A 26,524-nucleotide genomic window follows, 5' to 3' on the forward strand; every position below is an offset into this window, starting at 1 on the left:
ATTTTCTATTATTTTAATCTCATAACCCGACGATTTAGGACATAAAAAAAGAGACTCTTTTTGAGAATCTCTTTTTGACTTAGTAGCGGGAACAGCCCCGACGCATCGGGGGAACCTGTGAATATTTTCTATTATTTTAATCTCATAACCCGACGATTTAGGACATAAAAAAAGAGACTCTTTTTGAGAATCTCTTTTTGACTTAGTAGCGGGAACAGGACTCGAACCTGTGACCTTCGGGTTATGAGCCCGACGAGCTACCTACTGCTCCATCCCGCGATTTAGACTGCAAATATATAACGAATTTTTTAAACCACAAAATTTATACCATAATTGGTGGGTGATTTTCTATGAACTCTACTGCAAGTTCCGCATCGTCAGTTAAATACAATAAATCTTTATAAGGCATTCCAACTGCTAATTGGTGCAAAACCGAGTACAAAGCCGTGTCTTCGACATATCTTTTCTTCCCCAAAAACACCATCGGACTATAATATCCGTACGTTCCATAATGATTTTGGGCCGCTTCCTGGAAAATTTCTTGGGTTGTTCCCGCACTTCCAGGAGCATAAATAATTCCATACAAACAAATCGCCAACAAGGTATCTTCTCGTATACTATTCGAAAAATATTTCGCAATGGAACTTGCAAATAAATTCGAAGGTTCGTGTCCGTAAAACCATGTAGGAATTGCTAAATTTTCGTTTCCTTCTGGAAATTTATCCAAAACCAGTTTGGATTGTTGGATGTAGTTTTTCGCCAAATAATCTTTTTGTCCTTCTTCCGTAAATTCCAAATCCGATAAAATCTGGATTGCTTCCATTAATTCAGCATCGGTATGCTTGCCAAAATAAGCACCTAAATTGGCTGCTTCCATGATGCCAGGACCGCCACCTGTCGCGATAAAATAGCCTTTTTCAGATAGTCGCTTGGCTCCAATGGCTACTTTGATGTAATATTCAGATCCTCTAAGAGTAGAATGTCCGCCCATGAAACCAACCACTTTTCGTTCGGTCATTCCATATTCATCAAATTCCAACAAATTGCGAAGTGCAACATCAATTCCATAATCATGAATTCGCTCAGCCAACGCAATTTCCATTGGAGGATTGTAACGATGCTTGTAGAAATGCTTGTAAATATTTAAATCTACACTCTCATCAAGCTCTGGTGTATAGCCTTCCATCAATTCCTCCCAATCATAAAGATGAGCCCGATGAGGATTAAAAGGTAAATTTTTGAATTTTGGATAGACAAATGCTCCTTGAGTTATGACATATATGCCATCATTCTTTTTGAAATCACATCCCAAAAAAGTGGTTCCCTCCAATTGAAATTGACTCCAATCTATTTCTTCCTTTGTGAAATTTAAATTCTGAATCACTTTTCCTTTCAAGTTTTTGGTTGCTTGAATCAAATGATTCCATTCAGATTTGGTTCGAATCAGGTTGGCAAATTTTTTCAACGACATAGATCAATCTTTTTGGCAATTTACAAGATTTAATTCAAAATTTAGAATACAGATGTAGGATTTAGCGAACGAATTGAAGAACCTTATATCCAATTAATAAATAGGTTTCTCTCAGTAAAAACCCGAATTTTTTGGAAGCACTTCGAAATTGAGAAGTTTGTGTGGGCGAACTATATACAACCAATTCCAAATCACTTGCCATCGTCATTGCGCGCCTCATATGAATAGGATCGCTAACGATTAAAACAGTTGAAAATGCGTTTTTTGTCAAAATTTCTTTTGAATAAACTAAGTTTTCTTGGGTAATCCTTGATTGATCTTCAATGAATATTTTGTCGGTTGGAATTCCCTTTTTCACTGCATAGCTTTTAGCAACTTCCGCTTCAGATGGTTTCCCAATTTCTGGCGAACCTCCAGTAAAGATTAAATAATCAACCCAACCATCTTGGTATAATTTAATTCCGTGAAGAATTCTTTGTTCGAAAACAGGTGAAGGTTCATTTCCCCAAACAGCAGTTCCGAGAATTATCGCTACATCGGCTTTTTGGGTTTGATCTATTTTGGAAAATCTGCCAATCGACAAGAAAGTTCCTCCGAATAAAATTAATAGAAAGAGTATAGAAAACTGTAAAATCCGATTTAGAAATCTCCAATTCATAAAAATTTCTTTCGTTTGAACCATAGAAAAATCACCACCACAATCACAAGCATTACAAAAATTGCAGTATAAAACATTTTCGGATCTTTCAATCCGGGAATATACTCGAAATTCATCCCATAAAATCCGGTAAGAAATGTAAGCGGTAAAAAGAAAGCCGAAAAAACCGTCAAAACCTTCATGATTTCGTTGGCTCTTTGGTCCGAAACCGAAATGGTCAACGTAAATAAGTTTTGTAAATCGTCGGTGTTTTGGGCGTGTAAATGCAGCAATTTCGTGTTCAATTCTTGTAAATCTCTATACGAAGCAACGTTTTTGACATAAGAACGGAACTCATTCAACACATCACGCATCAGCACCAAAAGTTTAGCGCAAGTCGAAGATTCGCGTTTCAATTGATACAAACGTTTCAAATTCAATTTCAATTCACGTTCCGTTGTATATAAGGATTGTTCGTAGATTTCAATTTGTTCGGCTATTTTGATTGAAGGCTGTAAAAATGTATTGAGCGTTCGTTGGGCGATTTTATAGAATAATTTTCGGGTTGTTAATTTGGAATGTTGGGGATCGTTTTCTAGTTCCGATTGGATAATTTCCCAAAAAGGAACAGGTTTTTGGTGAATCGTAATCAAAAAATTCTCTCCCATAAATATCCCGATTTTATGGCTGAATTCCCGAATGATATTGGTGTAGGAGCGAGGTTCTTTTTCATAAAATCGTAAGAGAATGAAATCAAAATTATCTTGGTGTTCAAATTTTGGCAAGTGACCAATTTCCAACGCATCTTGAACGGTATAGGAAGTCAAGGAAAATTCTTTCAAATATTTCTGAATTTCCTCTTGCGAAGGATCTTCCAAATTGTACCAAGTAAAACATTCGTTTTTGAAAAAAATCGAATCCATAAGTTTTTTGATTAGATGAACGAATTTACCAATTAAATTAATCGATTATTGAATTTCGCATTTCAAACTTCGATACTTATCTTTGTCGCCTTAAAATTAAAGTAAAAATGAGCGGAATTATCCAAGAATTGCAATGGAGAGGTTTGATTCACACGATCATGCCCGGAACAGAAGAACAACTGGAAAAGGAAATGACGACGGGTTATTGTGGATTTGATCCTACCGCCGATTCTTTACACGTTGGAAGTTTGGTTCCTATCATTTTGTTGATGCATATGCAACGTCACGGGCATAAACCAATTGCTTTGGTGGGTGGCGCGACAGGTATGATTGGGGATCCAACCGGAAAATCTGCCGAACGAAATTTATTGGACGAAGAAACTTTAGGACGTTTTGTAGATGGAATTCGCAGCCAATTGGAACGTTTCTTAGATTTTGATCAGTCGAAACCCAATGCAGCAGTGATGGTTAATAATTACGATTGGATGAAAGACTTTTCGTTCATCGATTTTGTTCGAAATGTTGGAAAACACATCACTGTGAATTATATGATGGCAAAAGATTCTGTGAAATCAAGATTGGGCGCTGAATCTACTGTCGGAATGTCTTTTACGGAATTTACCTATCAATTGATTCAAGGATATGATTTCTTGCATATGTACAAAGAAATGGGTGTGAAACTTCAATTTGGAGGTTCTGACCAATGGGGAAATATCACGACGGGAACAGAGTTGATTCGTCGTACAGTTCAAGGTGAAGCTTTTGCTTTTACCTGTCCGTTGACCACCAAATCGGACGGAACGAAATTTGGAAAAAGCGAAGGTGGAGAAAATGTTTGGTTGGACAAAAACCGTACATCGCCTTATAAATTTTACCAATTTTGGTTGAATCAATCTGATGAAGATTCGGAGAAATACATCAAAATATACACATTTTTAGGTCAAGAGGAAATCAATTCCTTGATCGAAACGCACAAAGAAGCACCTCATTTACGTCAATTGCAAAAGAAATTGGCGGAAGAAATTACGACTTTGGTGCACGGAAAAGAAGAATTGGACAATGCCATCAAAGCATCAGAAGTTTTGTTTGGAAAATCCACAGCAGAAGATTTGAAATCCTTGAATGCAGCAACCTTCTTAGCTGTTTTTGAAGGTGTTCCTCAAGCAAGTGTTTCCAAAGCGGAATTGGCAGATGGAATCAACATCATCGATACTTTGTCTGAAAAAACAGGATTCTTAAGTTCAAAAAGTGAAGCCAGAAGAGAATTGAAAGCCAATGCGATTTCGGTGAACAAAGAAAAAGTAGGTGAGGAGTATATGATTTCGTCCAAAGATTTGATTTCAGATACCTATATCTTATTGCAAAAAGGAAAGAAGAATTATTTCATTTTAATTGCGGAATAATTCCCAAAATAGAAAGAAAAAAGTCCATCAAACGATGGACTTTTTTTATGCTTCAGCGGTTCGTTTTATTTCCAGTTTTTCGTTTAGATTGATTTCGTTTTGGGTCATTTTAAGGTTTCCATTGTATTTTCCACCCATATCTACTGCAAAGGCATTGACCAAAATGTTTCCATCGATTTTTCCAGTTGATTTGATGTACAAATCCTTGCACTCCAAATTTCCATTTAGCTTCCCAAAAACAATGACTTCCGAACTTTTTACAGAACCTATAATTTCAGCTTTTTCTCCCAAAATTACACCTTTTGAAAGCTGAACATTTCCTTCCACTTTTCCGTCGATTCGTATAGCGCCTTCACCAAGAATGTCGCCTTGAATCGTGATTCCTTCTGCAATGACCGTTTCAATGGGAAGATTCGTTAAGTTTTTGGATTTGTCTTTTGGAGTAGAATTTTTAAACATAGTTAAAGATTTATAAAATTTTGAGGATCAATTCGTTCATTTTTATGAAGAATTTCATAGTGCAAATGAGGGCCAGTACTTCGTCCTGTACTTCCTAATTTTCCAATCATATCACCCAATTCAACGGTTTGACCTTTTTTGACAAGAATTTCCGATAAATGAGCGTAAAGCGTCTGTAATTTATTGGGATGTTCAATGATTACCACATTTCCATAACCGCCTTTCACACCTGCAAAAATAACTTTTCCAGAGGCGGTAGTTTGAATGGGCGAATGCATTTCACCTCGGAAATCCAAACCTCGATGCATTTCGGAATTGGAACCGCCAAACGGATTATTTCTTTTGCCAAATCCAGAAGTTTGTTCGCCAAAATGAGGCAAACCAAAAGGTGTTGATTCTAGAATTTCTCCTAAATGTTGAATGTTTTCTGCGTATTCTTCAGCTACTTGATTGATTTTGGTAATTTCAAATTCAAGTGGACCACCTGCGCCTTCAAGTGCTAAAGGTTTCAACCCTCTTTTTACCAAGATTTCATTGACTTCCAACATTGCAGCATCAATCGATTCAAAGGATTCTTTGGCTTTTTCGATGTCAATGGCATTTTTGATTTGATTGGCACGCGCTAATCGTTCTTTGTATAAAGTTGTATAATAATCATTGGTGTGTTCGTAAATGAAAAATCCCACCAAGGAAAATAGAACGATGAACAAAGCGGATCCCCAAATGAGAAATCTTCTCCAATTCAAAAGAATAACGGTAGGTATTTGTAATGTTTTCCTGTCTTTTCCATTTGAACTAACAAACAATACCGATGTTTTGTGTTTAAGCATTTCCCCCCAGATATGTTAATTAAGATGTCCGAATTTAACAAATTAAGTTGGCAATGAGACTTTCTTAACAAAACTTTATCATTTGATGATGAGATGGAAAACTATTTGATTTATAAAAAAAGCCCTTGAATGTCAAGGGCTTTGGAATATCTATAAAATTGGGATTTATTGTAATCCTCTTTCAATCAAAATAGTACTTACTTGTGGTTCACCACCTCTAAATTCGTTGTAAGCTTCTTTGTAATTGATGGTATTTCCTTTGGAAAGTATCAAATCGCGGTAACGTTGTCCGTTCGCTCTCGTTAATCCTCCATTTTCTTGGAACCATTTACCTGTATCACGCGCCAACATTTCGGTCCAAGTATAAGCATAGTAGCTCGCTGCATATCCGCCACCAAAAATATGGTTGAAATAAGAAGCTCTATAGCGCGGAGGAACGTTGGTCATCCACAAAGACTGTCCTTTCAAAGTTTCCATTTCGAATTTGTTTACATCAAAATCTGCTGGAATTTCGTTTAAGGTATGGAAGTTAAAATCCATCACACTCGCTGCCAAAACTTCACCAAATGCAAATCCTTGGTTGAAAGTAGCCGCACGTTTGATTTTGTCAATTAAAGCTTGTGGAATTACTTCACCTGTTTGGTAGTGAATTGCATAGTTTTTCAATACTTCTGGTTCCAAAATCCAGTTTTCGTGAGCTTGAGAAGGCAATTCAACGAAGTCTCTTGCAACTGAAGTTCCTGAAAGCGATGGATATTTTTGGTTGGCAAACAATCCGTGTAAAGCGTGTCCAAATTCGTGGAACAAAGTCGTTACATCGTCAAAACTGATCAATGCTGCTTCACCTGCTGCAGGTTTTGCATAATTACACACATTGTAAATCACCGGTTTTTTGTTCAACAAATGAGATTGGGTTACGAAATTCCCCATCCAAGCACCACCTCTTTTGCTTTCGCGCTTGAAGAAATCTCCATAGAACAAAGCCAATGGCGTTCCATCTTCTTCAAAAATTTCATACACCATCACATCTGGATGATACGTAGGGATGTCTTTTCTTTCTTTGAAGGTGATTCCGTATAATTTGGTTGCCGCATAAAAAGCTCCTTTTTCCAATACATTTTTCAATTCGAAATAAGGTTTGATTTGACTTTCATCTAAATCATATTTCGCTTTGCGCAATTTTTCAGCATAGAAAGTCCAATCGCTTGGTTTGAATTCCGCTAAACCATCTGCTTTTGCCAAATCCACTAAAGCTTGATTCTCTAAATCAACCGCTTTTACCGTTGGAGTAACCAATTGTGCATAGAAGTCGGTAACCGTTTTTGGTGTTTCCACCATGGCATCTTGTAACAACCATTCTGCGTAATTGTTGAATCCTAATAATTTCGCTTTTTCGATTCTTAATCCAACCAATTCTTTGATAATGTCCAAAGTTGAAAACTCCCCACCGTCGGTTCTTTTCCAAGATGCATTGAATAATTTTTCACGCATTTCTTGGTTGGTGAAAGTTTGCATCATTGGTTGTTGGGTCGTATTGATAACCGGAATTTTCCATTCGTTTTTCCCTTCAACTTTCAATGCATTCATTTCTGCTGGAGTTAATCCTGCCAACAAAGTGGTGTCGGTTACGGTAATCGCAGCCGCATTGGAAGCGTCCATTACGGTTTGACCAAATTTGTTTTCCAAACCAGCAATTTTTGAATTGATTTCTTTCAATTTGTCTTTGCTTTCTTTTGGTAAATTCGCTCCTGCAATCGAGAAGTTTTGATAAGTAACTTCCAACAAACGTAAATCTTCACCTTCCAATCCTAATTGATCTTTTTGATCGTGTAAGGTTTTGATGCGCTCAAATAATTTCTCGTTCAATTTTATTTTATCGCTTTGTTCTGCAAAAACGGTTGACATTTCCGCATCCAAAGCTTTTAAATGATCGTTGGTATCTGCATTTGCCAAAGCACCAAAAACGCTCGCTACTTGATCCAATAAAGCGCCTGCTTTTTCCATTTCCACCAAGGTGTTTTCAAATGTCGGAGCTTCTGAATTGTTTGCAATTTTGTCAATCGCTTCCATTTGAACTTGCAACGCATATTCCAAGGCCGGTTTATAATGCTCGTCTTTAATTTTAGAAAAATCGGGAGCAAAATAAGGTAGCGTACTTTCTTGTACCAATGGATTGTCTTTCATTTCTTCTGCTGTGTAAGTTTTTGTAGTTGTCGAATCTTTGTCTTTACATCCGATGATCGATAGTGCAAAGACAGTCGCCAAAGCCAACTGTTTTAATTTCATACTATTTCGTTTAAAAATTTAACCTAATCAAATTAGTTGATATGTTAAATAAATTGTTACAATTAAATTTAAAAATCTTTCTGTGATTGATTTGAAAAGGGTAAATCTACAAAATTTATATAGATCAATTCCGCAAAATTTTGTAATTTCAAGCCTTTCTAAACAGAAATGGAGCAATACTATCCGCTTATTCAATCGATTTGGGAATTTATCAAAACATGGTACTGGATTCCTGTTTTATTTTTGTATTTATCAACGGTTGTCACGATTTTGATCGAAAATCGAAATCCAACAAAAACAATCGCTTGGATTTTGGTTATTTTCTTTTTGCCCGTCATAGGACTGATTCTGTATTTCTTTTTCGGACAGAAATTCAATCGAAATAAAATTTTTGGGCGATTGGATGATTTGCAACGTACTAAAATTGAATCGAAATGGAATGAAGTCAAACAAGCATCTGAGACAAATTTTCATTTGGTCGAACAAACAATTGGAGATCAAGCAAGAGTTTTCAGATATTTGAACAATTCGAAATCATCGCCAACCTATTTCAATAATGAAGTGGAATTGTACTTAAATGGCGAAGAAAAGTTTCCGAAATTTTTGGAAGCTTTACGTTCTGCGAAACACCATATTCATTTGGAATATTACATTTTCGATCCCGACCAAATTGGAATGGAAGTTATTGAACTTTTAAAAGAAAAATCCAATGAAGGTGTGGAAGTGCGGGTGATGATCGATAATTTTGGTTCACCTAAATTGAGTCGAAATTTTGAAAAATTATTGGCTGGTTCCAACATTCAACTGCAAGTTTTTCTTCCCGTTCAATTTAGTTCATTGGCCAATTCGAACTATCGAAACCACCGTAAAATCCTAATAGTCGATGGCGAAATTGCTTTTGTTGGAGGAATCAATATTTCGGATAAATACATCAATGAATTGCCATATTCAAAGAATAATTCAGTTTTCTGGCGTGATACTTCTGTTTCGATCAAAGGAAATGCAGTCGATATGTTGCAAGTGTATTTTTGGTTGAATTGGGCGACGACATCAGGTGAAATGTACGATGCTTCGGACGAAAAATATTTACATCCGCAGCAACAGACTATTACTGAAAAAGTAAATTCCCTAGTTGGATTTGCCTACTCAACTCCTGCTGGAGATATGCCAACTGCGATGGAATCGATGATTTTGGCCATTACTTTGGCGAAAAAGAAAGTGCAAATTTGTACGCCGTATTTTATTCCTTCAGACGAATTCAAATCGGCTTTGTTGGTCGCAGTTTCAAGTGGCGTAGAAGTAGAATTGATGTTGCCAAAAGTGGGAGATTCTTTTGTCGTTCAACAAGCTTCTTTGTCCTTTTTGAAACCTCTGATGAAACGTGGCGTCAAAGTGTATTTGTACGAAAAGGGATTTATTCACGCCAAAACTTTGGTGATTGATGACGCAATAGCATTTGTTGGTACGGTGAATTTGGATAACCGAAGTTTTTTCATCAATTACGAAATCACGGCTATCATTCACGAATCAAACTTGATTCAACGGATGAAAACCCAATTTGAAGATGATAAACAAGTTTCCGAATTTTTAACCTTCGAAAAATGGAAGGACGTGAGCATTTGGAAACGCGCAATTGCCTCTATTTGTCGATTGTTAGCGCCTATATTGTAAATTTATTCTACTAAAATATGAAAAACTTTTCTAACACCTATACCATCATCGGGGCAATAATCGGAGATGTCATTGGTTCTAGATTTGAACATCAAAATCTGAAATCGACGGAATTTGACTTGTGTCATGAATGTTGTCAGTTTACAGATGATAGCGTATTGACAATAGCAGTTGCAGATGCGATTTTGAATCAAAAGGATTTTGCACGTACCCTATGGGAAATTGGTCAAAACTACTATGATTGTGGATTTGGTTCCAGATTTAAACAATGGTTGGACTCTAAAGATTTACTTCCTTATAATAGTTATGGAAATGGCTCTGCAATGCGAGCGCTTCCTGTTTGTTTTGTGAGTGATGATTTAAATGAAGTTTTAAATGTTGCTAAACAAACTGCTGAAGTAACTCATAATCATCCAGAAGGAATAAAAGGTGCTCAAGCTGTTGCAGCGGCTGGGTTTTTGGCTAGAAAAGGAAAGTCAAAAGAGGAAATTAAGAAATATATAACTGAAACTTTTAACTATGACTTAAATTTCACGTTAGACGAGATTCGTCCTTCCTATCAATTCGATGTGAGTTGTCAAGGTTCCGTTCCTCAATCAATCGTGTCCTTTTTGGAAAGTACAGATTTTGAATCCGCTATACGATTGGCTATTTCAATTGGTGGAGATAGTGATACAATTGCTTCAATATCTGGAGGACTTGCGGCTATTTATTACCAAGAGATTCCACAAGAATTGGTTGATTATACTTTAAAGAAATTACCACCTGAATTTCGAATGGTGTTAGAGAATTTCGATAAAAAATATAAAGTAAATCACAAATTATATGATATACAATCTGTTTTGTTGGGGATTTCTGTAGGTGATGCGCTTGGAGTTCCAGTAGAATTTAAAAGTAGAACATATTTAAAGGAGAATCCTATTTCAGAAATGTTAGGTTTTGGAACATACGATCAACTACCTGGTACTTGGTCAGACGATTCTTCGATGAGTTTTTGTTTGGTTGAATCTATGATTTCTGGATTGAATTTAAATGATTTGGCTAGAAATTTCATCAAATGGTATGATGAGAGTTTTTGGACTGCTAGAGGTGAGGTTTTTGATATAGGAATTGCCACACAAAGAGCAATTGATAGGTTGAAACAAAATGTTTCACCAACACTAGCTGGTGGACGAGAAGATTTTGATAATGGAAATGGATCATTGATGCGAATTCTTCCTATAGTTTTTGGTTTAGAAAATTTAGAATGGATTCAAAGATTTGAAATTATTCAAAATGTTTCGTCAATCACCCATGGGCATATTCGATCAATTTTATCATGTTTTTATTACGTGGAATTTGCTCTTTTAATTCTTCAAGGGAAAGAAAAGAACTCTATTTATCGACAACTTCAAAACTCGTTTCCAAACTATTTAGAGAAATTAAATATTCCAGTTAAAGAGATAGAATGTTTTGATAGACTTTTAAAAGATGATATAGCGAGTCTTTCAGAAAATGATATTTCAAGCAAAGGCTATGTTGTTGCTTCTCTAGAAGCAAGTATTTGGTGTTTTTTAAATACTGAAAATTTTCGACAAGCTGTCGAAAATGCTGTAAATCTAGGCGATGATACTGATACGGTAGCTTCAATTACCGGAGGTTTAGCTGGTTTATACTATGGTAAAAAGGAAATCCCAAATACTTGGTTAGAGCCTTTGGCAAGAAAAGATGATATTGAAGAATTATCTTTTAGGCTTTATAAGTCATTGATAAATAGAGCTGTCGGGTAAAAAAAATCTTGTCAAGCTTCTAATTTCTTGACAAGATAGTAGATAAGTGTATTTTTATATTCTAACCGACTTGAACTCCGTTGGGTGTTTCTGCTTCTGGATTGATGAAGGTTAATTTTCCATCGGCTTTGTCAGCAAATAACAACATTCCGTGTGATTCGATTCCGCGGATTTTACGAGGAGCCAAATTCGCCAAAACCATTGCTTGTTTTCCAACGATTTCTTCCAAAGTAAAATGTTCTGCAATTCCTGAAACAATCGTACGAACATCCATTCCGGTATCTACTCTTAATTCGTATAATTTATCGGCTTTTTCCACTTTTTTGGCTTCCAAAATGGTTCCGATTCGGATGTCCATTTTTTGGAAATCATCAAAAGAAACTAATTCTTTTTGGGGCGCTGCATTGGGATTGGTCATTTGATTTTGCATTTTGCTTTGTTGTAATTTATTGATTTGAAAATCGATGGTTTCGTCTTCTATTTTGGCGAAAATTAATTCGGATGGATTGAATTGATGTCCGGTTGGAATTAATTCTTCTGCGGTTTCCAATTCGTTCCAAGTTTTCTGTTCAATGTTCAACATTTTGAACAATTTCTCGGCTGTAAACGGCATAAAAGGTTCGCCTAATTGCGCCAACATTCCTGTGATTTGTGCGGCAGCGTACATAATTCCTTTTACTTCCTCTGGATTGTCTTGCTTTTTCCAAGGCTCTTGGCTTTGTAGGAATTGATTTCCCAAACGCGCCAAATTCATATATTCCATCAAGGCATTTCGGTATTCGAATTTCTCCAAATGTGCTCCAATTTTCTTGGCGAATTCCTTGATTTGAGCAACTTCTTCAAATTCCATCGTTTTTTCTGGAACGATTCCGTTGTAATATTTCTGTGTCAATACCATTACGCGATTGATGAAATTCCCTAAAATCCCCACCAATTCCGAATTGTTTTTGGTTTGGAAATCTTTCCACGTAAAATTATTGTCTTTGTTTTCAGGTAAATTCGCAGTCAACACATAACGCAAAACGTCTTCTTGACCTGGGAATTCATCCAAATATTCATTTCCCCAAACTGCCCAATTTCTCGAAGTTGAAATCTTATCGTCTTCCAAATTCATAAATTCATTGGCTGGAACATTTTCCGGCATAATGAAATCTCCGTGCGCTTTCAACATCGCTGGGAATATGATGCAGTGGAATACAATGTTATCTTTCCCGATGAAATGAATCAATTTCGTATCGGGATTTTGCCAATAGTCTTTCCAATCTTTTCCGTTGGCTTCTGCCCATTCGATGGTGGATGTGATGTATCCAATCGGTGCATCAAACCAAACGTACAATACTTTACCTTCGGCATCTGGAAGAGGAACTTTCACACCCCAATTCAAATCGCGGGTCATCGCACGTGGTTTCAATCCATCATCGATCCAAGATTTAACTTGTCCGTAGACATTGGATTTCCAATCCTCTTTATGTCCATCCAAAATCCATTCTTTCAAGAAAGATTCGTATTCGTTCAAAGGCAAATACCAGTTTTTGGTTTCCTTCAAAACGGGAACATTTCCGCTCAAAGCCGAACGAGGATCAATCAATTCCGTTGGACTCAAGGTAGAACCACAGCTTTCGCATTGGTCACCATAAGCATTCGGATTTTGACATTTCGGACAAGTTCCGACGATGTAACGATCAGCTAAGAATTCTTTGGCTTCTTCGTCATAAAATTGTTCCGAAATCTCTTCGATGAATTTTCCATTGTTGTATAAATTCAAGAAGAAATCAGAAGAAACTTCGTGGTGTTTTGGGTTGGAAGTTCGCGAATAATGATCAAAAGAAACCCCGAATTTGTACAAAGTATCTTTGATCAATTCGTGGTATTGATCCACAATTGCTTGTGGCGTTGTATTTTCTTTTTTCGCACGAATGGTAATCGGAATTCCGTGTTCGTCAGAACCTCCAATAAAGGCTACATCCATTCCTTTTCGGCGTAAATATCGCGCATAAATGTCTGCAGGAATATAAACACCCGCTAAATGACCAATGTGAATGGGGCCGTTTGCATAAGGAAGTGCCGCCGTAAGCGTATATCGATTCGTGTTACTCATTGAAAATAAATTTTGGTGTGCAAAGATAATTCAGGTTCAAGGATAATGTATAATGTATGGGGTAAAAATGTAACAAGTATTAAGTAGTAAGTATCAAGTATCAAGATGATTTAATCAAAATTGGATTTTTTCGTAAATTAGCTTTATGCAAATTACTGGGATAGAAATAGAAAAAGATCAACAAGGTGAAGATGCTTTTATCCGAATCGATTTATAAAAGTACAAAGACCAATTGAAACCCTTTTTGGAAGAGGTTGGATGGATTGAATCTGATTTTGAAAAAGAGTGGGAGGAAGGAATTGATAAGGAGGAATTGATAAGACGAGTAGATGCTCATTTAAAAAAATCTTAAAATTCGATGCTGCAATTCACCCATTCGTTGTCAAATTTGGCTTGGTATTTTTTGTAGAAATTGATGGCGGGTTCGTTCCAATCCAATACTTGCCACATCATTCCCGAATAGCCTTTTTCTTTGCCAAATTCGATTGTTTTTTCAAATAATTCTTTGCCCAATCCTTGTCCACGAAAAGATTCTGTCACAATTAAATCTTCCAAATACAAACGTTGCCCTTTCCAAGTCGAATAGCGAATGTAATACAAAGACATTCCAACGATTTTCCCTTCAACTTCGGCTACAAATGCGCCCCAAACGGGTTTTTCACCAAAACCTGATTCCCTGAAATGTTCCAAAGAAACAGTTACTGCATCGGGTTCTTTTTCATAAATCGCTAATTCTTTGATCAGTCCTAATAATTGTTCGCAATCTTCTTTTTTAGCTGTTCGTATGGTGTATTGATTCATTTTTTATTTTTTTGAAACTTTGAATAAGACCAACTTTTTACGTGGCACATTATTTTTGGTTCCGGGTTTTTCTTCGTTGTCGTCAAATTCGTCCAACTTTTCGATTTGGAATCCTCTTTTATCCAATTCTACAAGGTTATTGGATAAATTATCGTAATTACTCATCACCAATAAAAATTCCTTTTCTGTTGGAATCGTTTCGGGTTTTCCTAAATCTATAGCAGGAATATTTGCTTGGTATTTGTACCAAATTTCAGGCGAATAAGCATCTAAACTATACAAATTCAAACCCGAATTTTGAATCCATTCTTTCTTGGTTAAAATGGATTTATACGTAGGATTGCTGTTGAATACCGCATCAATCACCGGAATTCCCAAAATCATCGCAATGGAAACAAAACCAACCGTTCCATAAAATGCTTTTTGAAGGTCGAATTGTTTAAAGGTTTGAAGTAAAATGTAGATTCCAATTCCGATTGCAGCGATGGAAAAGCTGATGGAATATACATCAAAAGGAATTTTTAGGAATCCAAACAAAACGATTGGGACTGCAATTCCAATGATTCCGACTAATCCGAAAGCAATTTTCACCAAAGCTCTTTCCCAAGTTTTCCAATTTTGATTTTGAAGTAAATAATAGACATAACATCCGGTTATGGCAGCCAAAGGAATCATCAATGGAAATAAATAACGTTCTTTTTTGGAAGGAATCAAGGAAAGCAAAACGAAACAAATGATTGTCCACCAAAAGAACATTTGATAGGATTTCGGGAAAGTCGTTTTCTTTTTGATGTAAGGGAAAATTAGGGAAACAAGGGCAAAAATCGCCCAAACGCCCATTTGTATCGGGAAGCTAAAGTAGCGCGTAAAAGCTTTGACTTCACGATTGGTTCGAGCAGAAGATTCCTCTTCCATTATTCGAAGGAAGGTTTCTTGATCGTTTAAATAGATATAACTGTACCACGAAAATCCTACTGCACACATCAAAATTCCCATCCAAAGCCAACCCATCCATTTGATTTTTGGAAATCCGTATGTAATCCAATAGGCTAAAAAGAAAGGAGCTCCAATGACATAAATTCCCGTTGGACCTTTGCTGAGAATGGAAAATCCGAGAAAAACTCCGGCTATTGAAAAGTTTAGCCATTGTTTTTCGTTGGATTGAAAAGTTTTCCACCAATAATAGACGCCAATGAGAGCAAAACTATAACAATAGATGTCCCAAGTGGCTCTTTTGCCAACAAATAAAACCAAATAGGTGGTGGTGAGAATTAGCCCAGAAATAAGGGCGATATCAATATTTTTTGTTTCTTTTTTGATCCATTTAAAAAAATAAATAATCAAAACAACACAAGACAAGGCTGCAGGAAAACGTAAAGCCCAAGTGGAATTGGTCCCGAAAATTTCGGCCATCCCCGCACTTAACCAAGTGGGTAAAGGAGGTTTTTGGTAACGCGGCTCTCCGTTTAAAGTTGTGAAAATCCAATTTCCATCGTCCACCATTTCACGTACCGAAACAAAGTTTCGCGCTTCCATAATGTCAACGTACAAATAGTTAAGATGAATTAGAAATAAAGTGCAGCAAAGGAGGATGAATAAAATGGTTTTGTTTTGCATGGTGTCCCAAATATAATCTCAAATTTAAGTAGAAAATTAATTCATTGTATTTTTGTTTCATGAATGAACAAGTTTCCGATATTATTTCCAATTCTCTCCAAAATTTTTATTGGATATTATTAATACTTGCAGCTGCTTTGTTGGTATTTAAATTGTTTCCGAAATCTGGAAATAAGCGTTAAGAAATTTGCAAAATCCAATACCAAAACGCTAGGGTAAGAAATGATAGTGGAATTCCAATTCCCACCATCATAGAACTTAGTTTTGGCTTCAAACCATAAGATGCAGATACGATTGCTGCAGTAATCATAGGTGCCATGGCGGCTTCCATAACCGAAACTTCAAATTGTATTCCTGACTGATTGAATCCATATTTGTACAAAAGAAATATAATGGCTGGCCAAATCATAAGCTGATAGAACAGACCTATTCCTAAAAACTTCCAATGTTTGCTTTTCTTTTCAATTTTTAATTGGTATCCAACCGAAACTAATGCCAATGGGGTAATGGTCAGGGCAAGTTTTTCAAAGACAGAATTCAAAACATCTGGAAAATTTAAACTCAGGATTGTCATACATACTCCAATGCAAAATGCGATAAATGGAGGAAATTTTACTATTCTAAATCCTAATTCTTTTAAATTCGTCCTTCCTCTTGAATAAGTTGCGGCAACAAGAATTCCTAAAGTTGAAAGAACCATAAAAGTACCGGGTAAGTCAACTAGAATTAAGGTTTTTAATCCTTCTTTTCCATACAAAGCTTCAATAACGGGAATTCCCACAAAGGACGTATTGCCAAGCCCAGCTGTTAAAATGAGACAACCTGTTAAACTTCTGGACCATTTGAAGAGTTTGCCTAGCCCAATGAATAATAGAGCAGCTACCCCAAACCCAATCCATGCTACACCCAACGGAAATAATAATTCATACGAAATCTTGACTTTGGGCAAATAATACAAAGCCATTGCTGGCAGGGAAATATAAATCAAAAATTGATTGAGAACAGAAGGAGTTTCTTTTGGGAAGATTTTAAAAACTCTAACCAAAATGCCCAAAAACAAACAGAGAAATAAAAGAATGATACTTGACACGGCGCAAAGGTAAAGTTCTAGGGAAGCATTAAGAAATTGTTTTGGTTAAAAGATTGGAAACTTTTAATCTGTTTAAAAAAAAAATACTTCGCAGTTTATACTTTGAACTTTAGACTCTTGTCGTACCTTTGCAAAAAATTGGGCTCAAAGAGATACCCATTAATAATCATTATTCTGATTAAAATCCAGCTGTAAAAGCTGAAAAATCGGATTATTAAACATTTTTTATGTCAAACATTGTAGCAATTGTTGGTCGTCCCAACGTAGGAAAATCCACTTTATTTAATCGTTTATTACAAAAACGTCAAGCCATCGTAGATGATGTCTCAGGTGTAACGCGTGACCGTCACTACGGAAAAAGTGATTGGAATGGAAAAGAATTTTCTGTCATCGATACGGGAGGATATATCATTGGTTCAGATGATTCATTTGAAGCGGAAATTCGTAAGCAAGTGGAATTAGCTGTTGATGAAGCCAATGTTATTTTGTTCATGGTGGACAACCAAGTTGGGTTAACCGAAATGGATAAAGAGGTTGCGCAATTGTTACGTAAAAGTAAAAAACCTGTTTTATTGGTTGTTAACAAAGTAGATTCCAATAAAAATTTGGATGACTCTTATGAATTCTACAATTTAGGATTTGAACAATTTTTTACCATTTCTTCTATGACGGGAAGTGGAACAGGTGAATTGTTAGACGAAGTAATTTCTCATTTTGAGGATACGGAATTCATCGATCCATTTGAAGGCTTGCCAAGAGTTACAATTGTCGGACGTCCAAATGCTGGAAAGTCTACCTTGACCAATGCCTTGTTGGGAGAAGAAAGAAATATTGTAACTGATATTGCAGGAACCACTCGTGATACAATCGAAACACATTATAATAAATTCGGACAAGAATTTGTCTTAATCGATACTGCCGGAATTCGTAAAAAAGGAAAAGTTAGCGAAGACTTGGAATTTTATTCGGTTATGCGTGCTATTCGTTCTATTGAAGATTCTGATGTTTGTGTGTTGATGGTCGATGCGACGAGAGGTTTGGAAGCGCAAGATTTGAATATATTATTTTTAGCAGAGCGAAATAGAAAAGGTGTAATTATTGTGATTAATAAATGGGATTTGGTTGAGAAAGAAACCAATACCATGAAAGAATTCGAAGCAGAAATCCGCAACAAAATTGCTCCTTTTACAGATGTTCCGATTGTATTTACATCTGCTATAACCAAACAGCGTGTGCATAAATTGGTGGAAGTAATTATGGAGGTGAATGAAAATCGTAATCGTCGTATCAAAACCAGTCAATTGAATGAATTGATGTTGCCGATTATCGAAGTAAGTCCACCACCAGCAATTAAAGGAAAGTACATCAAAATAAAATACGTTACTCAATTGCCAACACGTACACCGCAATTTGCTTTTTTCGCCAATTTGCCACAATATGTGAAGGAACCTTATAAACGATTTATTGAAAATCAATTGAGAAAACATTTTAATTTCACTGGGGTTCCAATTGATGTTTATTTCAGACAGAAATAAAAATTCTAGAAATATTTCTCTTGGAATATAAGGTTTTAACAGAAGGGGATGTTTTGTTTTTCCAATCCATTTTGGGAAAGGAGAATGTTTTGAATTCAGATTTAGAACTTTATGCAAAAGATTGTTCCGAAAATTTAGAATTTTTCCCAGACATTGTTTTGAAGCCAACTACTACAGATGAGGTTTCACAAATCGTTCGATATTGTTATGAAAATCTACTTCCTATAACCCCACGTGGCGCTGGTACAGGTTTGGTGGGAGGTGCACTTGCCGTGAAAGGAGGCATATTGATTTCCATGGAAAATTTCGACCGAATTTTGGAAATAGACAAAGAAAACTTCCAAGTTACCGTAGAATCAGGTGTGATTAATTATCATTTGCAACAAGCAGTAGAGTCTGTTGGATTGTTTTATCCACCCGATCCATCCAGTTGGCAGAGTTCATTTATTGGAGGAAATATAGCAACCAATGCGGGTGGGCTAAAAGCCGTAAAGTATGGTGTAACCTCTCAATATGTATTAAATTTAGAAGTGGTTTTGCCCAATGGTGAAGTAATTTGGACAGGCGCCAATACTTTGAAAAATAGCACTGGGATTAATTTGACTCAACTGTTTGTAGGAAGTGAAGGAACTTTGGGAATCATTACCAAAGCAGTTTTAAAGCTCCTACCTAAACCACAAAATGATGTATCGCTTCTAGTGCCTTTTCGCAAATTGGATGAAGCTTGTGATGCTGTTTCCGCCATCTTTCATGCAAACATAAAACCATCTTGTTTGGAATTTATGGAGCAAAGAGCCATTCATGCTGCAATTGATTTTCTTGGAATTCAATCTATGCCAATGGATGTAGAAGTGGAAGCTCATTTGTTGATTTCTTTGGATGAAATTATTGAACATGATTTACCGAAATTAGTTGATGTCTTGACCCAGTTTGACATTGGTGATATTTTGTTTGCCGAAAATGAATTGGAGAAAAATCGAATTTGGCAAATCAGAAGGAAGGTAGCAGAAGTTGTCAAACAAAACGGATATACGATAGAAGAAGATACCGTTGTTCCAAGAGCCAATTTGGCTAAGTTGGTACGAGAAATGCATGATTTAGCCGATAAACATTCGTTCAAAGTTGTTTGTTATGGTCATGCTGGTGATGGAAATCTACACATCAGAATCAACCATCCTATTCATAAAAATTCCTATAACAATGCAACCATAAGAGAAATCTTACTGGAATTGTTTCAAATTGTTAAAAATTTAGGTGGTACCATTTCGGGCGAACATGGAATCGGACTAATTCAAAAAAACTATCTACCCATCGTGTTTTCCTCTCGCAATTTGGCTTTGCAAAACCAAATAAAGCATTCAATTGATCCAAAAAATATTATGAATCCAGGGAAATTATTCAAAAATTAGAAAAAATATTTTGTAAATATTTAGCTACTAAAGAATTAATACATTAAATTTGTAGCCTAACTTACAAACTAACTATATGAATAACCTAATTATTACCTCAAAATTTACCCCGACCCAGACCTAATTCGAATCACTTAACATTCGAATTTAAAACTAGTTTTTCCTAAATGGAGAAACTCGATTACTTATATTTACATAACTTAACTAACTAAACTAAAATGAAAATTAGAATTTTCCTAATTTTCTGCTTATGCGTACCACTTAACTTTGTGTATGCACAAGTGGGAATCCAAACCAACCAACCCCAAAGTGACTTAGATGTAAATGGGGATGTATCACTCAGACAAGAACTTAGATTAAAAGGGACCAGTACTGTTACAGGGAATCCTGGTCAGAATGGACAAGTGTTATTTTCACAAGATGGCACAAATGAACCTATGTGGAAATTTGTCAATGTTCCTTATATAGAAGAAGGTCAAATACAGTTAAAATACAGTTTTGCTGTTGTTGATCAAGTAGGGATTGACTTCCCTTCAGGAGCAGGTGACCTGGACGAATTAAGTAGTTTAGGCGAGTCATTGAATTCGACATGGACGCAGATTCCAGGATTAGCAACACAGTTGGAAATCAAGAAATCGCTTAATAAGGTAGCCCTCATTTTTCAAACAGGTGTTGAAATGCTAAACACCTATAATCCAGAAGTAGACGTCAAAAATTTTGTACGTTATATCTGCGGAGTTTTTCAAAATGATATTTTGGTGGCAGTTCGAGCGGATCAGGTGAATAGCTCCAATAATAAAAACAGCAAAAATCAAGGTCTTTATACCTTATCGTACATTCTAACCAATGTTCCTGTTGGTGAGCATACCTACAAAGTAGCTTGTCGTAAAATCAAAACAAGTACTGGTGGAAACTATCCACTTGCAATTGGTAAAACTCTTGTTACTGGAGCACAGGTTGCCAATAATTTCATGTTGAGTTCCAACTTGAAAATTGATGTAATGGAATATGTAGTCAACGAATAACTCAAACCTAAATTTTATGAAAAATATATTACAAATTCTAAGTTTGTGCATTGCCTATACTCTTCAGGCACAAATTGGAATCAATACAGATACTCCGCGAGCTGATTTAGATGTAAATGGAGACCTTAATATACGAGGAAAAGTTCACTTGGGTGGCGCCGAAGGTACATTGGCTTCTCCGGGTGTTAATGGGCAGGTTTTAGTATCATCAGGCCCTGGTGCAGCACCAAAATGGTTGATGTTAAATATTCCAGATGGCGAGGAAAAATTTTACCTTATTTACAATAATACGTTTGAGGATAATGTGGGTGTTCAATTTACTTCAGCTGAAAATACTGGAAACAATATTTATTTAAAAGGAACATTGCTCTCGACTTTGACAAATTGGAAAAAAATTCCCAATCTTACGAAAACCTTTGAAGTGTATAGCGCACAAAATAAAACCTATTTCACATTTGAAACCGTGGCGCAAATTGCAACTACTGGACTTGCCTCGAATGTGTTAGATGCGGTAGAATACGCTTGTGGAATATTTGTCGATGGAAAATTAGAAGGTGTTCGAGTTAATGTAGTGGAACAGCCTTCCATTGCCTATGGGTCTTTTAAAACCTTGACAATGATGCATGTTTCAGAAAATATTCCTATTGGAACGCATACCCTAGATGTTGCTTGTACACGTAGAGCTCAATATTCCACCACTGTAAATCTGGGTGTGGGTAGGTATGTTAATTCCAATAACTTAAACAATTTTATGGCCAAATCAACCATGAAAATTGAGGTTTTCGAAATACCTGATAATTATATTGCTGTTGATCCTTAACCAATTAAAAACTTACTAAATGAAAAATTATATAAAATTAACGATCCTAATAGGGTTTCTAGCTTCTATGAGTTTTGCTCAAGTCGGGGTCAATACAGAAATACCAGTTACTACATTGGATATAAATGGTGATTTAAATGTCTCTGGGAAAATTCGAGTAAACGGAACTGATACTAGTGTGGGGAATCCAGGTGCGAAAAATAAAGCTTTAACCTCCAATGGAGAAGATGGTCCCGTTACTTGGGAGGAAGTGAAAATTCCTGTTGGATATGAGGGAGGACTTTATTTGACCATGGTAGAAGCGGCTTCAGATCGTGTAGGTTTGAATTTAGCTGCCACAGGTTTTGGCACCTATGCTGAAAACGAAGCCTTATCTGGGAACTGGAAAGAAATTCCGGGACTTACCAAACAAATTCAATTAACACGTGCAACCAATAAAATTCACGTTCAATTTCAAACTACTGCCCAAATGAATTTTGGTGGGACTGCGAGTTTTGCTTGTGGATTGTTTTTAGATAACCAATTAAAAGGTGTTCGTGTAGATGTATTAACAGGTGAAGTTGGTTCCTATAACGTTTTTAATTTTAATACGAGCTTCACAAATGTATCTTCAGGAACTCATACTCTAAAGGTTGCATGCAGAGGTAGAACCTATTCAAGTCCAACTGGTTTGGTTGCCATTGGTGTTCCAAATGTGACTGCATCCTTGAATGCTGATATGGCACAATCTGCCTTAAATGTTTTAGTTTTAGAAGACTTGTTAAACTAATATATCTTAAAGTAAAGTCACTCTAATGGAGTGGCTTTGCTTTTATTTTCTCCTTGTTTTGGTTAAATGAATTGTTAATAATTGCTTCTTGAAGCAAGGAAAGTTCGAATTTTCTGTACCTTCGAATAAAATTCGATCATGCATTTCTTTTTCAATTTTAACGAAGATATTCCTGAACAATTTCATTCAGAAGAAACTCAGAAACCTCCAACTGAATGTTCGGTTTGTGGGAATGATTTTGGACATAAGCATTATTTTATTGAAAAGGCCTATCAAAAGACTTATGACAACCAAAATTTTGAGTTGAGTTTTGAATATGCCATTTGCGAAAGATGTAAAAAGGATATGATGCTAAGCATTTCGAAAGAATCAATGGAGAAAATTCAAGAATATGCGATGCAAATCGGAGCACCAATGAATATGAAAGATTCAACTAGAGAAAAGATTGATTTGGAATTTATGCTCAATCATTGCATTGCCACAGGTAAATCCATTGAAGAATTAAAGGAATATCATTTGGTGGGAATTTTTAAAGAAGGCAAACTCGTTCAATTGCCGATGTTGTATGGAGAAGATTTCATAGAAGAATATTCCGAATTATTGTCAGAAGAAACCAAAGGTTTTTTCGATGATTTTTTCAACCATATCACAGTATTACCGCCAAGTTTAGCCAAATTATTGGAGGACGAAAAACCGTCAAAACGACCTGTTTTTATTTAAATTTCTTTAAATTGAAATGGAGATTCGTTTCGCTCGATTGGAAATCTTTATCTTAGCGCAATGGTTTTTGTCACAGGTGCAACAGGTTTAATCGGGAGCTATCTTTTAATGGAATTGGCCAAAAAAGGAGAAAGTATTCGTGCTTTGAAACGAAAAAATTCTTCTCTGAAAGCTGTTCAAAATTTATTTGATTCACATTCATTATCCCAAGAATTCCAACAAATTGAATGGGTTGAAGCCGATTTGGAATCTATACCCAAACTGATAGAATGTTTGCAAGGAATTGAAACGATTTATCATACTGCAGCCCATGTTGGATTTGACGATAGGTTTCGTAGAGATATCCATAAAGTAAATAGTGAAGGAACCGAGAACTTAGTCAATTTGGCGATTTCTGAACAAGTGTCAAATTTTGTTTATGTAAGTTCAATTTCTGTATTAGACAATTCGCCCAATGAAAAGATGATTACAGAAAATTCCAAATGGGATCCAGAAAAACCTCATTCCGAATACGCAATTTCCAAAAAGAAAGGCGAAATGAATGTGTGGAGAGGTTCACAAGAAGGTTTAAATGTCTTAGTGGTTTATCCGTCTGTAGTGATTGGAAGTCTAGATGGTCAGCGTGCTAGTGAGCGAATTTTCAAATTGGCTTATCATAAAAATGCGTTTGCAACAGAAGGAAAAACTGGGTACGTTGATGTACGTGACGTGGCAAGAATCATGGTCGAATTAGTCGAAGCAAAAAAGTGGAATCAAGGATATATTCTTAATTCTGGAGAAAGATCCTTTGTGGATATTTTTAATTATTTACGTACAAAGAAAAATTTAAAACCAATACAAGCAGTAAGTTTATCGAAATTGAAATTGGTGAAATTTCTCTCCTTGTTTTCAAAATTTTTTGGAGGACCCTTTATGTCTAAGGCAAGTTTTCAGGCTTTGACAGGAAATTCGACCTATTCAACAGAGAAAATTCAATCGATTATTCAACGTCCTTTTATTTCCATTGAGGAGGCTTTGAATGATCATTCAGAGCAATATTTACGCATAATTAATCAAAAGAATTCTGACTAAATGAATCCATTTAACGCAAAAAATATCCAACAAAATCTTGAAGTTTCAGGGAGCGTAAAAGCTAAATGCCCATCCAATATTGCCTTGATCAAATATTGGGGAAAAAAGGATATTCAAATTCCTATGAATCCTTCCTTAAGTTTTACATTAAACGAAAGTTATACAGAAACAACTTTAGCTTATTCACCTAAAACTACAGATGATTATTCGGTAAAGGTTTATTTAGATGGAGAATTAAAGGAATCATTTGCGCCAAAAATTATTCAATTTTTTGAACGAATTGCAGAGAATATTGGGTTTTTAAAGAATTTTCATTTTGAATTGCATACGCATAATACATTTCCACATAGTAGCGGAATTGCTTCTTCAGCTTCAGGTTTGGGCGCATTGTCCTTATGTTTGGTAGACTTAGAAGAAAAATTGGGTGCTGAATTTCTGGAAGGAGAAAAAACACAAAAAGCTTCTTATTTAGCAAGATTGGGTTCGGGAAGTGCTTGCCGATCTATTTATCCAGGAATTACGGTTTGGGGCGAAACAGATAGGGTAGTAGGAAGTTCAGATTTATTTGCCATTCCATATCCCTATCAAATACATGAAAATTTCCGAGACTATCAAGATACGATTTTATTAATCGATGAAGGTCAAAAAGAAGTTTCCAGTACGGTTGGACATAATCTGATGAACAACCATCCCTATGCTGAACGTAGATTTTCATCGGCAGAAGAAAATTTAGGAACACTTATTCCGATTTTGGAATCGGGTGATTTGCATGAATTTGGGAAATTGGTAGAATTGGAGGCGTTGACGTTGCATGCCATGATGATGACTTCTAGTCCCTATTTTATTTTGATGAAGCCCAATACCTTGAAAGCGATTGAGGAAATTTGGAAATTCAGAAAAGAAACAAATCTTCCGCTGTATTTCACCTTAGATGCTGGAGCCAATATCCATATGTTGTATCCGTCTACCATTAAAACTGAAGTTCAAAATCTGATAGAAAATTCCTTGAAATCACTTTGTCATGCAGGAAAATACATTCAAGATTTCGTCAAAATCAGCTAAAAATCAACTATAATAACAATAGATAGGTAAAGGTTTTAACTATTTATTTCATCTGACAATCTAGAATGTTGTAAATAGTTTTCTATTATCAATTAAAATATGAATGTTAAAATTTAATTATTTTAGTTTAAATTTTGTGAATTTGATATATATATCTATTTTTGGACTAATAAATTAATCAAAATAACAATTTCATGAAAAAATTATCTACTCTTTTATTGGGTGCTGCATTTACTGCAGGTTTCGCACAAACAACAATTACCCAAAACACTGACACTACCACAATTTTAACTCCTCATGCTGTAACTTGTGGAACTCAAGGTGTTCATACATCTTACAATATGTTCTCAAGAGCATTTGATTTGGCTTCTTTTGGAATTACCGAAGATTTTACGGTTACTAGTGTAGGATTTGGTATGGAAAACATTACAGGTGATTTACCATTTGCTTTAATTTTAGGAACTGCAAACGGAGCTTATCCAGCAGGAACAGTTACAGAATTGGCATATGAGCCAGTAAACTTTACAGCTGCAGACGCTTTAACAATTAAAGAAGTTGTTTTGTCTGAGCCAGTAGTTGTTCCAGCAGGATCAAAATTGGTTATGGCTTTCGAAGGTGACGGTGAAGCAGATGGAATTTCTTGGTATCCAGCATCAAATGACGCAGGTGAAACTGCACCTTCTTACATCACGGCTCCAGCTTGTTCAATCAACACTCCAGCTACTATGGCTTCAATCGGATTTGGTGATGTTCACGTGATCATGACAATTACTAGCGAAGCTACTGCTGGTACAATTGAATTGAACTCAGCTGCATTGTCAGTTTATCCAAACCCAGCGACAGATGTAATCAATGTTGCATTGAAAAACGCAGATGTTCAAAGCATTGAAATCACAAACATGGCTGGACAAAATGTATTTGCAGGAAAAGCTTCAAACTCAGTTAACGTTTCTTTCTTACCAGCAGGTGTTTACGCTGTGAAAGTAAAAGATACAACTGGAAAAACGCATATCAGCAAAATCGTTAAAAAATAATTGATTTTCAAATAGAATAGAAAA

22 protein-coding genes and 1 tRNA gene are annotated in these 26,524 nt (G+C 35.9%); 12 read left to right on the forward strand and 11 right to left on the reverse strand.

The window, feature by feature from the left end:
• Positions 1–206: 206 nt before the first annotated feature.
• The 4 genes from ABID46_RS11905 to ABID46_RS11920 form a co-directional block, all read right to left on the reverse strand.
• Positions 207–279 (reverse strand) — tRNA-Met (locus tag ABID46_RS11905).
• A gap of 43 nt (positions 280–322) precedes the next feature.
• Positions 323–1,471, reverse strand: coding sequence for an LOG family protein (locus ABID46_RS11910; protein ID WP_354510385.1), 1,149 nt, complete (start codon positions 1,469–1,471; stop codon positions 323–325).
• A 61-nt stretch (positions 1,472–1,532) separates the two neighbouring features.
• Positions 1,533–2,129: a YdcF family protein gene (locus tag ABID46_RS11915; protein ID WP_354510387.1), complete on the reverse strand. Its 597-nt coding sequence runs from the start codon at positions 2,127–2,129 to the stop codon at positions 1,533–1,535.
• Entirely contained in the window at positions 2,126–3,031 is a 906-nt protein-coding gene (locus ABID46_RS11920) for a CorA family divalent cation transporter (protein WP_354510390.1), read from the reverse strand. The genes ABID46_RS11915 and ABID46_RS11920 overlap by 4 nt, the downstream gene beginning before the upstream one ends.
• Before the next feature lie 107 nt (positions 3,032–3,138).
• On the opposite strand from ABID46_RS11920, the gene tyrS reads away from it, so the two are divergent.
• On the forward strand, positions 3,139–4,434 hold the full coding sequence (tyrS, locus tag ABID46_RS11925; RefSeq protein WP_354510393.1) for a tyrosine--tRNA ligase: 1,296 nt from the start codon (positions 3,139–3,141) through the stop codon (positions 4,432–4,434).
• 45 nt (positions 4,435–4,479) lie between these two features.
• Here the strand turns inward: tyrS and ABID46_RS11930 are convergent, their stop codons facing one another.
• From ABID46_RS11930 to ABID46_RS11940, 3 genes are all read right to left on the reverse strand, one after another.
• On the reverse strand, positions 4,480–4,893 hold the full coding sequence (locus tag ABID46_RS11930; protein WP_354510395.1) for a bactofilin family protein: 414 nt from the start codon (positions 4,891–4,893) through the stop codon (positions 4,480–4,482).
• Between the two features lie 2 nt (positions 4,894–4,895).
• Positions 4,896–5,723: a M23 family metallopeptidase gene (locus tag ABID46_RS11935; RefSeq protein WP_354510397.1), complete on the reverse strand. Its 828-nt coding sequence runs from the start codon at positions 5,721–5,723 to the stop codon at positions 4,896–4,898.
• A 165-nt stretch (positions 5,724–5,888) separates the two neighbouring features.
• The gene (locus tag ABID46_RS11940) at positions 5,889–8,009 is read right to left on the reverse strand and encodes a M3 family metallopeptidase (RefSeq protein ID WP_354510399.1); all 2,121 of its coding nucleotides are present in this window, start codon (positions 8,007–8,009) and stop codon (positions 5,889–5,891) included.
• Between the two features lie 168 nt (positions 8,010–8,177).
• Here ABID46_RS11940 and cls point away from each other — a divergent pair, with 168 nt between their 5' ends.
• Both cls and ABID46_RS11950 read left to right on the forward strand, forming a co-directional pair.
• Positions 8,178–9,680: a cardiolipin synthase gene (gene cls, locus ABID46_RS11945; protein ID WP_354510401.1), complete on the forward strand. Its 1,503-nt coding sequence runs from the start codon at positions 8,178–8,180 to the stop codon at positions 9,678–9,680.
• A gap of 17 nt (positions 9,681–9,697) precedes the next feature.
• On the forward strand, positions 9,698–11,449 hold the full coding sequence (locus ABID46_RS11950) for an ADP-ribosylglycohydrolase family protein (protein WP_354510403.1): 1,752 nt from the start codon (positions 9,698–9,700) through the stop codon (positions 11,447–11,449).
• Positions 11,450–11,510: 61 nt separating this feature from the next.
• Here ABID46_RS11950 and metG read toward each other — a convergent pair whose 3' ends face one another.
• From metG to ABID46_RS11970, 4 genes are all read right to left on the reverse strand, one after another.
• Complete coding sequence (gene metG, locus ABID46_RS11955) at positions 11,511–13,547, reverse strand: methionine--tRNA ligase (RefSeq protein ID WP_354510405.1); 2,037 nt, start codon at positions 13,545–13,547, stop codon at positions 11,511–11,513.
• Positions 13,548–13,895: 348 nt separating this feature from the next.
• On the reverse strand, positions 13,896–14,348 hold the full coding sequence (locus tag ABID46_RS11960; protein WP_354510407.1) for a GNAT family N-acetyltransferase: 453 nt from the start codon (positions 14,346–14,348) through the stop codon (positions 13,896–13,898).
• 3 nt (positions 14,349–14,351) lie between these two features.
• On the reverse strand, positions 14,352–15,965 hold the full coding sequence (locus ABID46_RS11965; RefSeq protein ID WP_354510409.1) for an ArnT family glycosyltransferase: 1,614 nt from the start codon (positions 15,963–15,965) through the stop codon (positions 14,352–14,354).
• 178 nt (positions 15,966–16,143) lie between these two features.
• Positions 16,144–17,055, reverse strand: coding sequence for an AEC family transporter (locus ABID46_RS11970; RefSeq protein WP_354510411.1), 912 nt, complete (start codon positions 17,053–17,055; stop codon positions 16,144–16,146).
• 227 nt (positions 17,056–17,282) lie between these two features.
• Here ABID46_RS11970 and der point away from each other — a divergent pair, with 227 nt between their 5' ends.
• The 9 genes from der (at position 17,283) to ABID46_RS12015 (ending at position 26,500) form a co-directional block, all read left to right on the forward strand.
• Positions 17,283–18,590, forward strand: a complete 1,308-nt coding sequence (gene der / locus ABID46_RS11975; RefSeq protein ID WP_354510413.1) for a ribosome biogenesis GTPase Der — start codon at positions 17,283–17,285, stop codon at positions 18,588–18,590.
• Positions 18,591–18,610: 20 nt separating this feature from the next.
• On the forward strand, positions 18,611–19,999 hold the full coding sequence (locus tag ABID46_RS11980) for an FAD-binding oxidoreductase (RefSeq protein ID WP_354510415.1): 1,389 nt from the start codon (positions 18,611–18,613) through the stop codon (positions 19,997–19,999).
• A 218-nt stretch (positions 20,000–20,217) separates the two neighbouring features.
• Positions 20,218–21,024: a hypothetical protein gene (locus ABID46_RS11985; protein ID WP_354510417.1), complete on the forward strand. Its 807-nt coding sequence runs from the start codon at positions 20,218–20,220 to the stop codon at positions 21,022–21,024.
• Positions 21,025–21,040: 16 nt separating this feature from the next.
• Complete coding sequence (locus ABID46_RS11990; RefSeq protein WP_354510419.1) at positions 21,041–21,844, forward strand: hypothetical protein; 804 nt, start codon at positions 21,041–21,043, stop codon at positions 21,842–21,844.
• 19 nt (positions 21,845–21,863) lie between these two features.
• Positions 21,864–22,613 (forward strand): hypothetical protein, encoded by a 750-nt coding sequence (locus tag ABID46_RS11995; RefSeq protein ID WP_354510421.1) that lies wholly within the window; start codon positions 21,864–21,866, stop codon positions 22,611–22,613.
• Between the two features lie 138 nt (positions 22,614–22,751).
• Positions 22,752–23,333: a hypothetical protein gene (locus ABID46_RS12000; RefSeq protein WP_354510423.1), complete on the forward strand. Its 582-nt coding sequence runs from the start codon at positions 22,752–22,754 to the stop codon at positions 23,331–23,333.
• A 60-nt stretch (positions 23,334–23,393) separates the two neighbouring features.
• Complete coding sequence (locus ABID46_RS12005) at positions 23,394–24,404, forward strand: NAD-dependent epimerase/dehydratase family protein (protein ID WP_354510425.1); 1,011 nt, start codon at positions 23,394–23,396, stop codon at positions 24,402–24,404.
• Positions 24,405–25,466 (forward strand): diphosphomevalonate decarboxylase, encoded by a 1,062-nt coding sequence (locus ABID46_RS12010; protein WP_354510428.1) that lies wholly within the window; start codon positions 24,405–24,407, stop codon positions 25,464–25,466.
• 194 nt (positions 25,467–25,660) lie between these two features.
• Positions 25,661–26,500, forward strand: coding sequence for a T9SS type A sorting domain-containing protein (locus ABID46_RS12015; protein WP_354510430.1), 840 nt, complete (start codon positions 25,661–25,663; stop codon positions 26,498–26,500).
• Positions 26,501–26,524 lie beyond the last annotated feature (24 nt).

Origin of the sequence: Moheibacter stercoris, assembly GCF_040545805.1 — a bacterium.
Lineage (GTDB): Bacteria > Bacteroidota > Bacteroidia > Flavobacteriales > Weeksellaceae > Moheibacter > Moheibacter stercoris.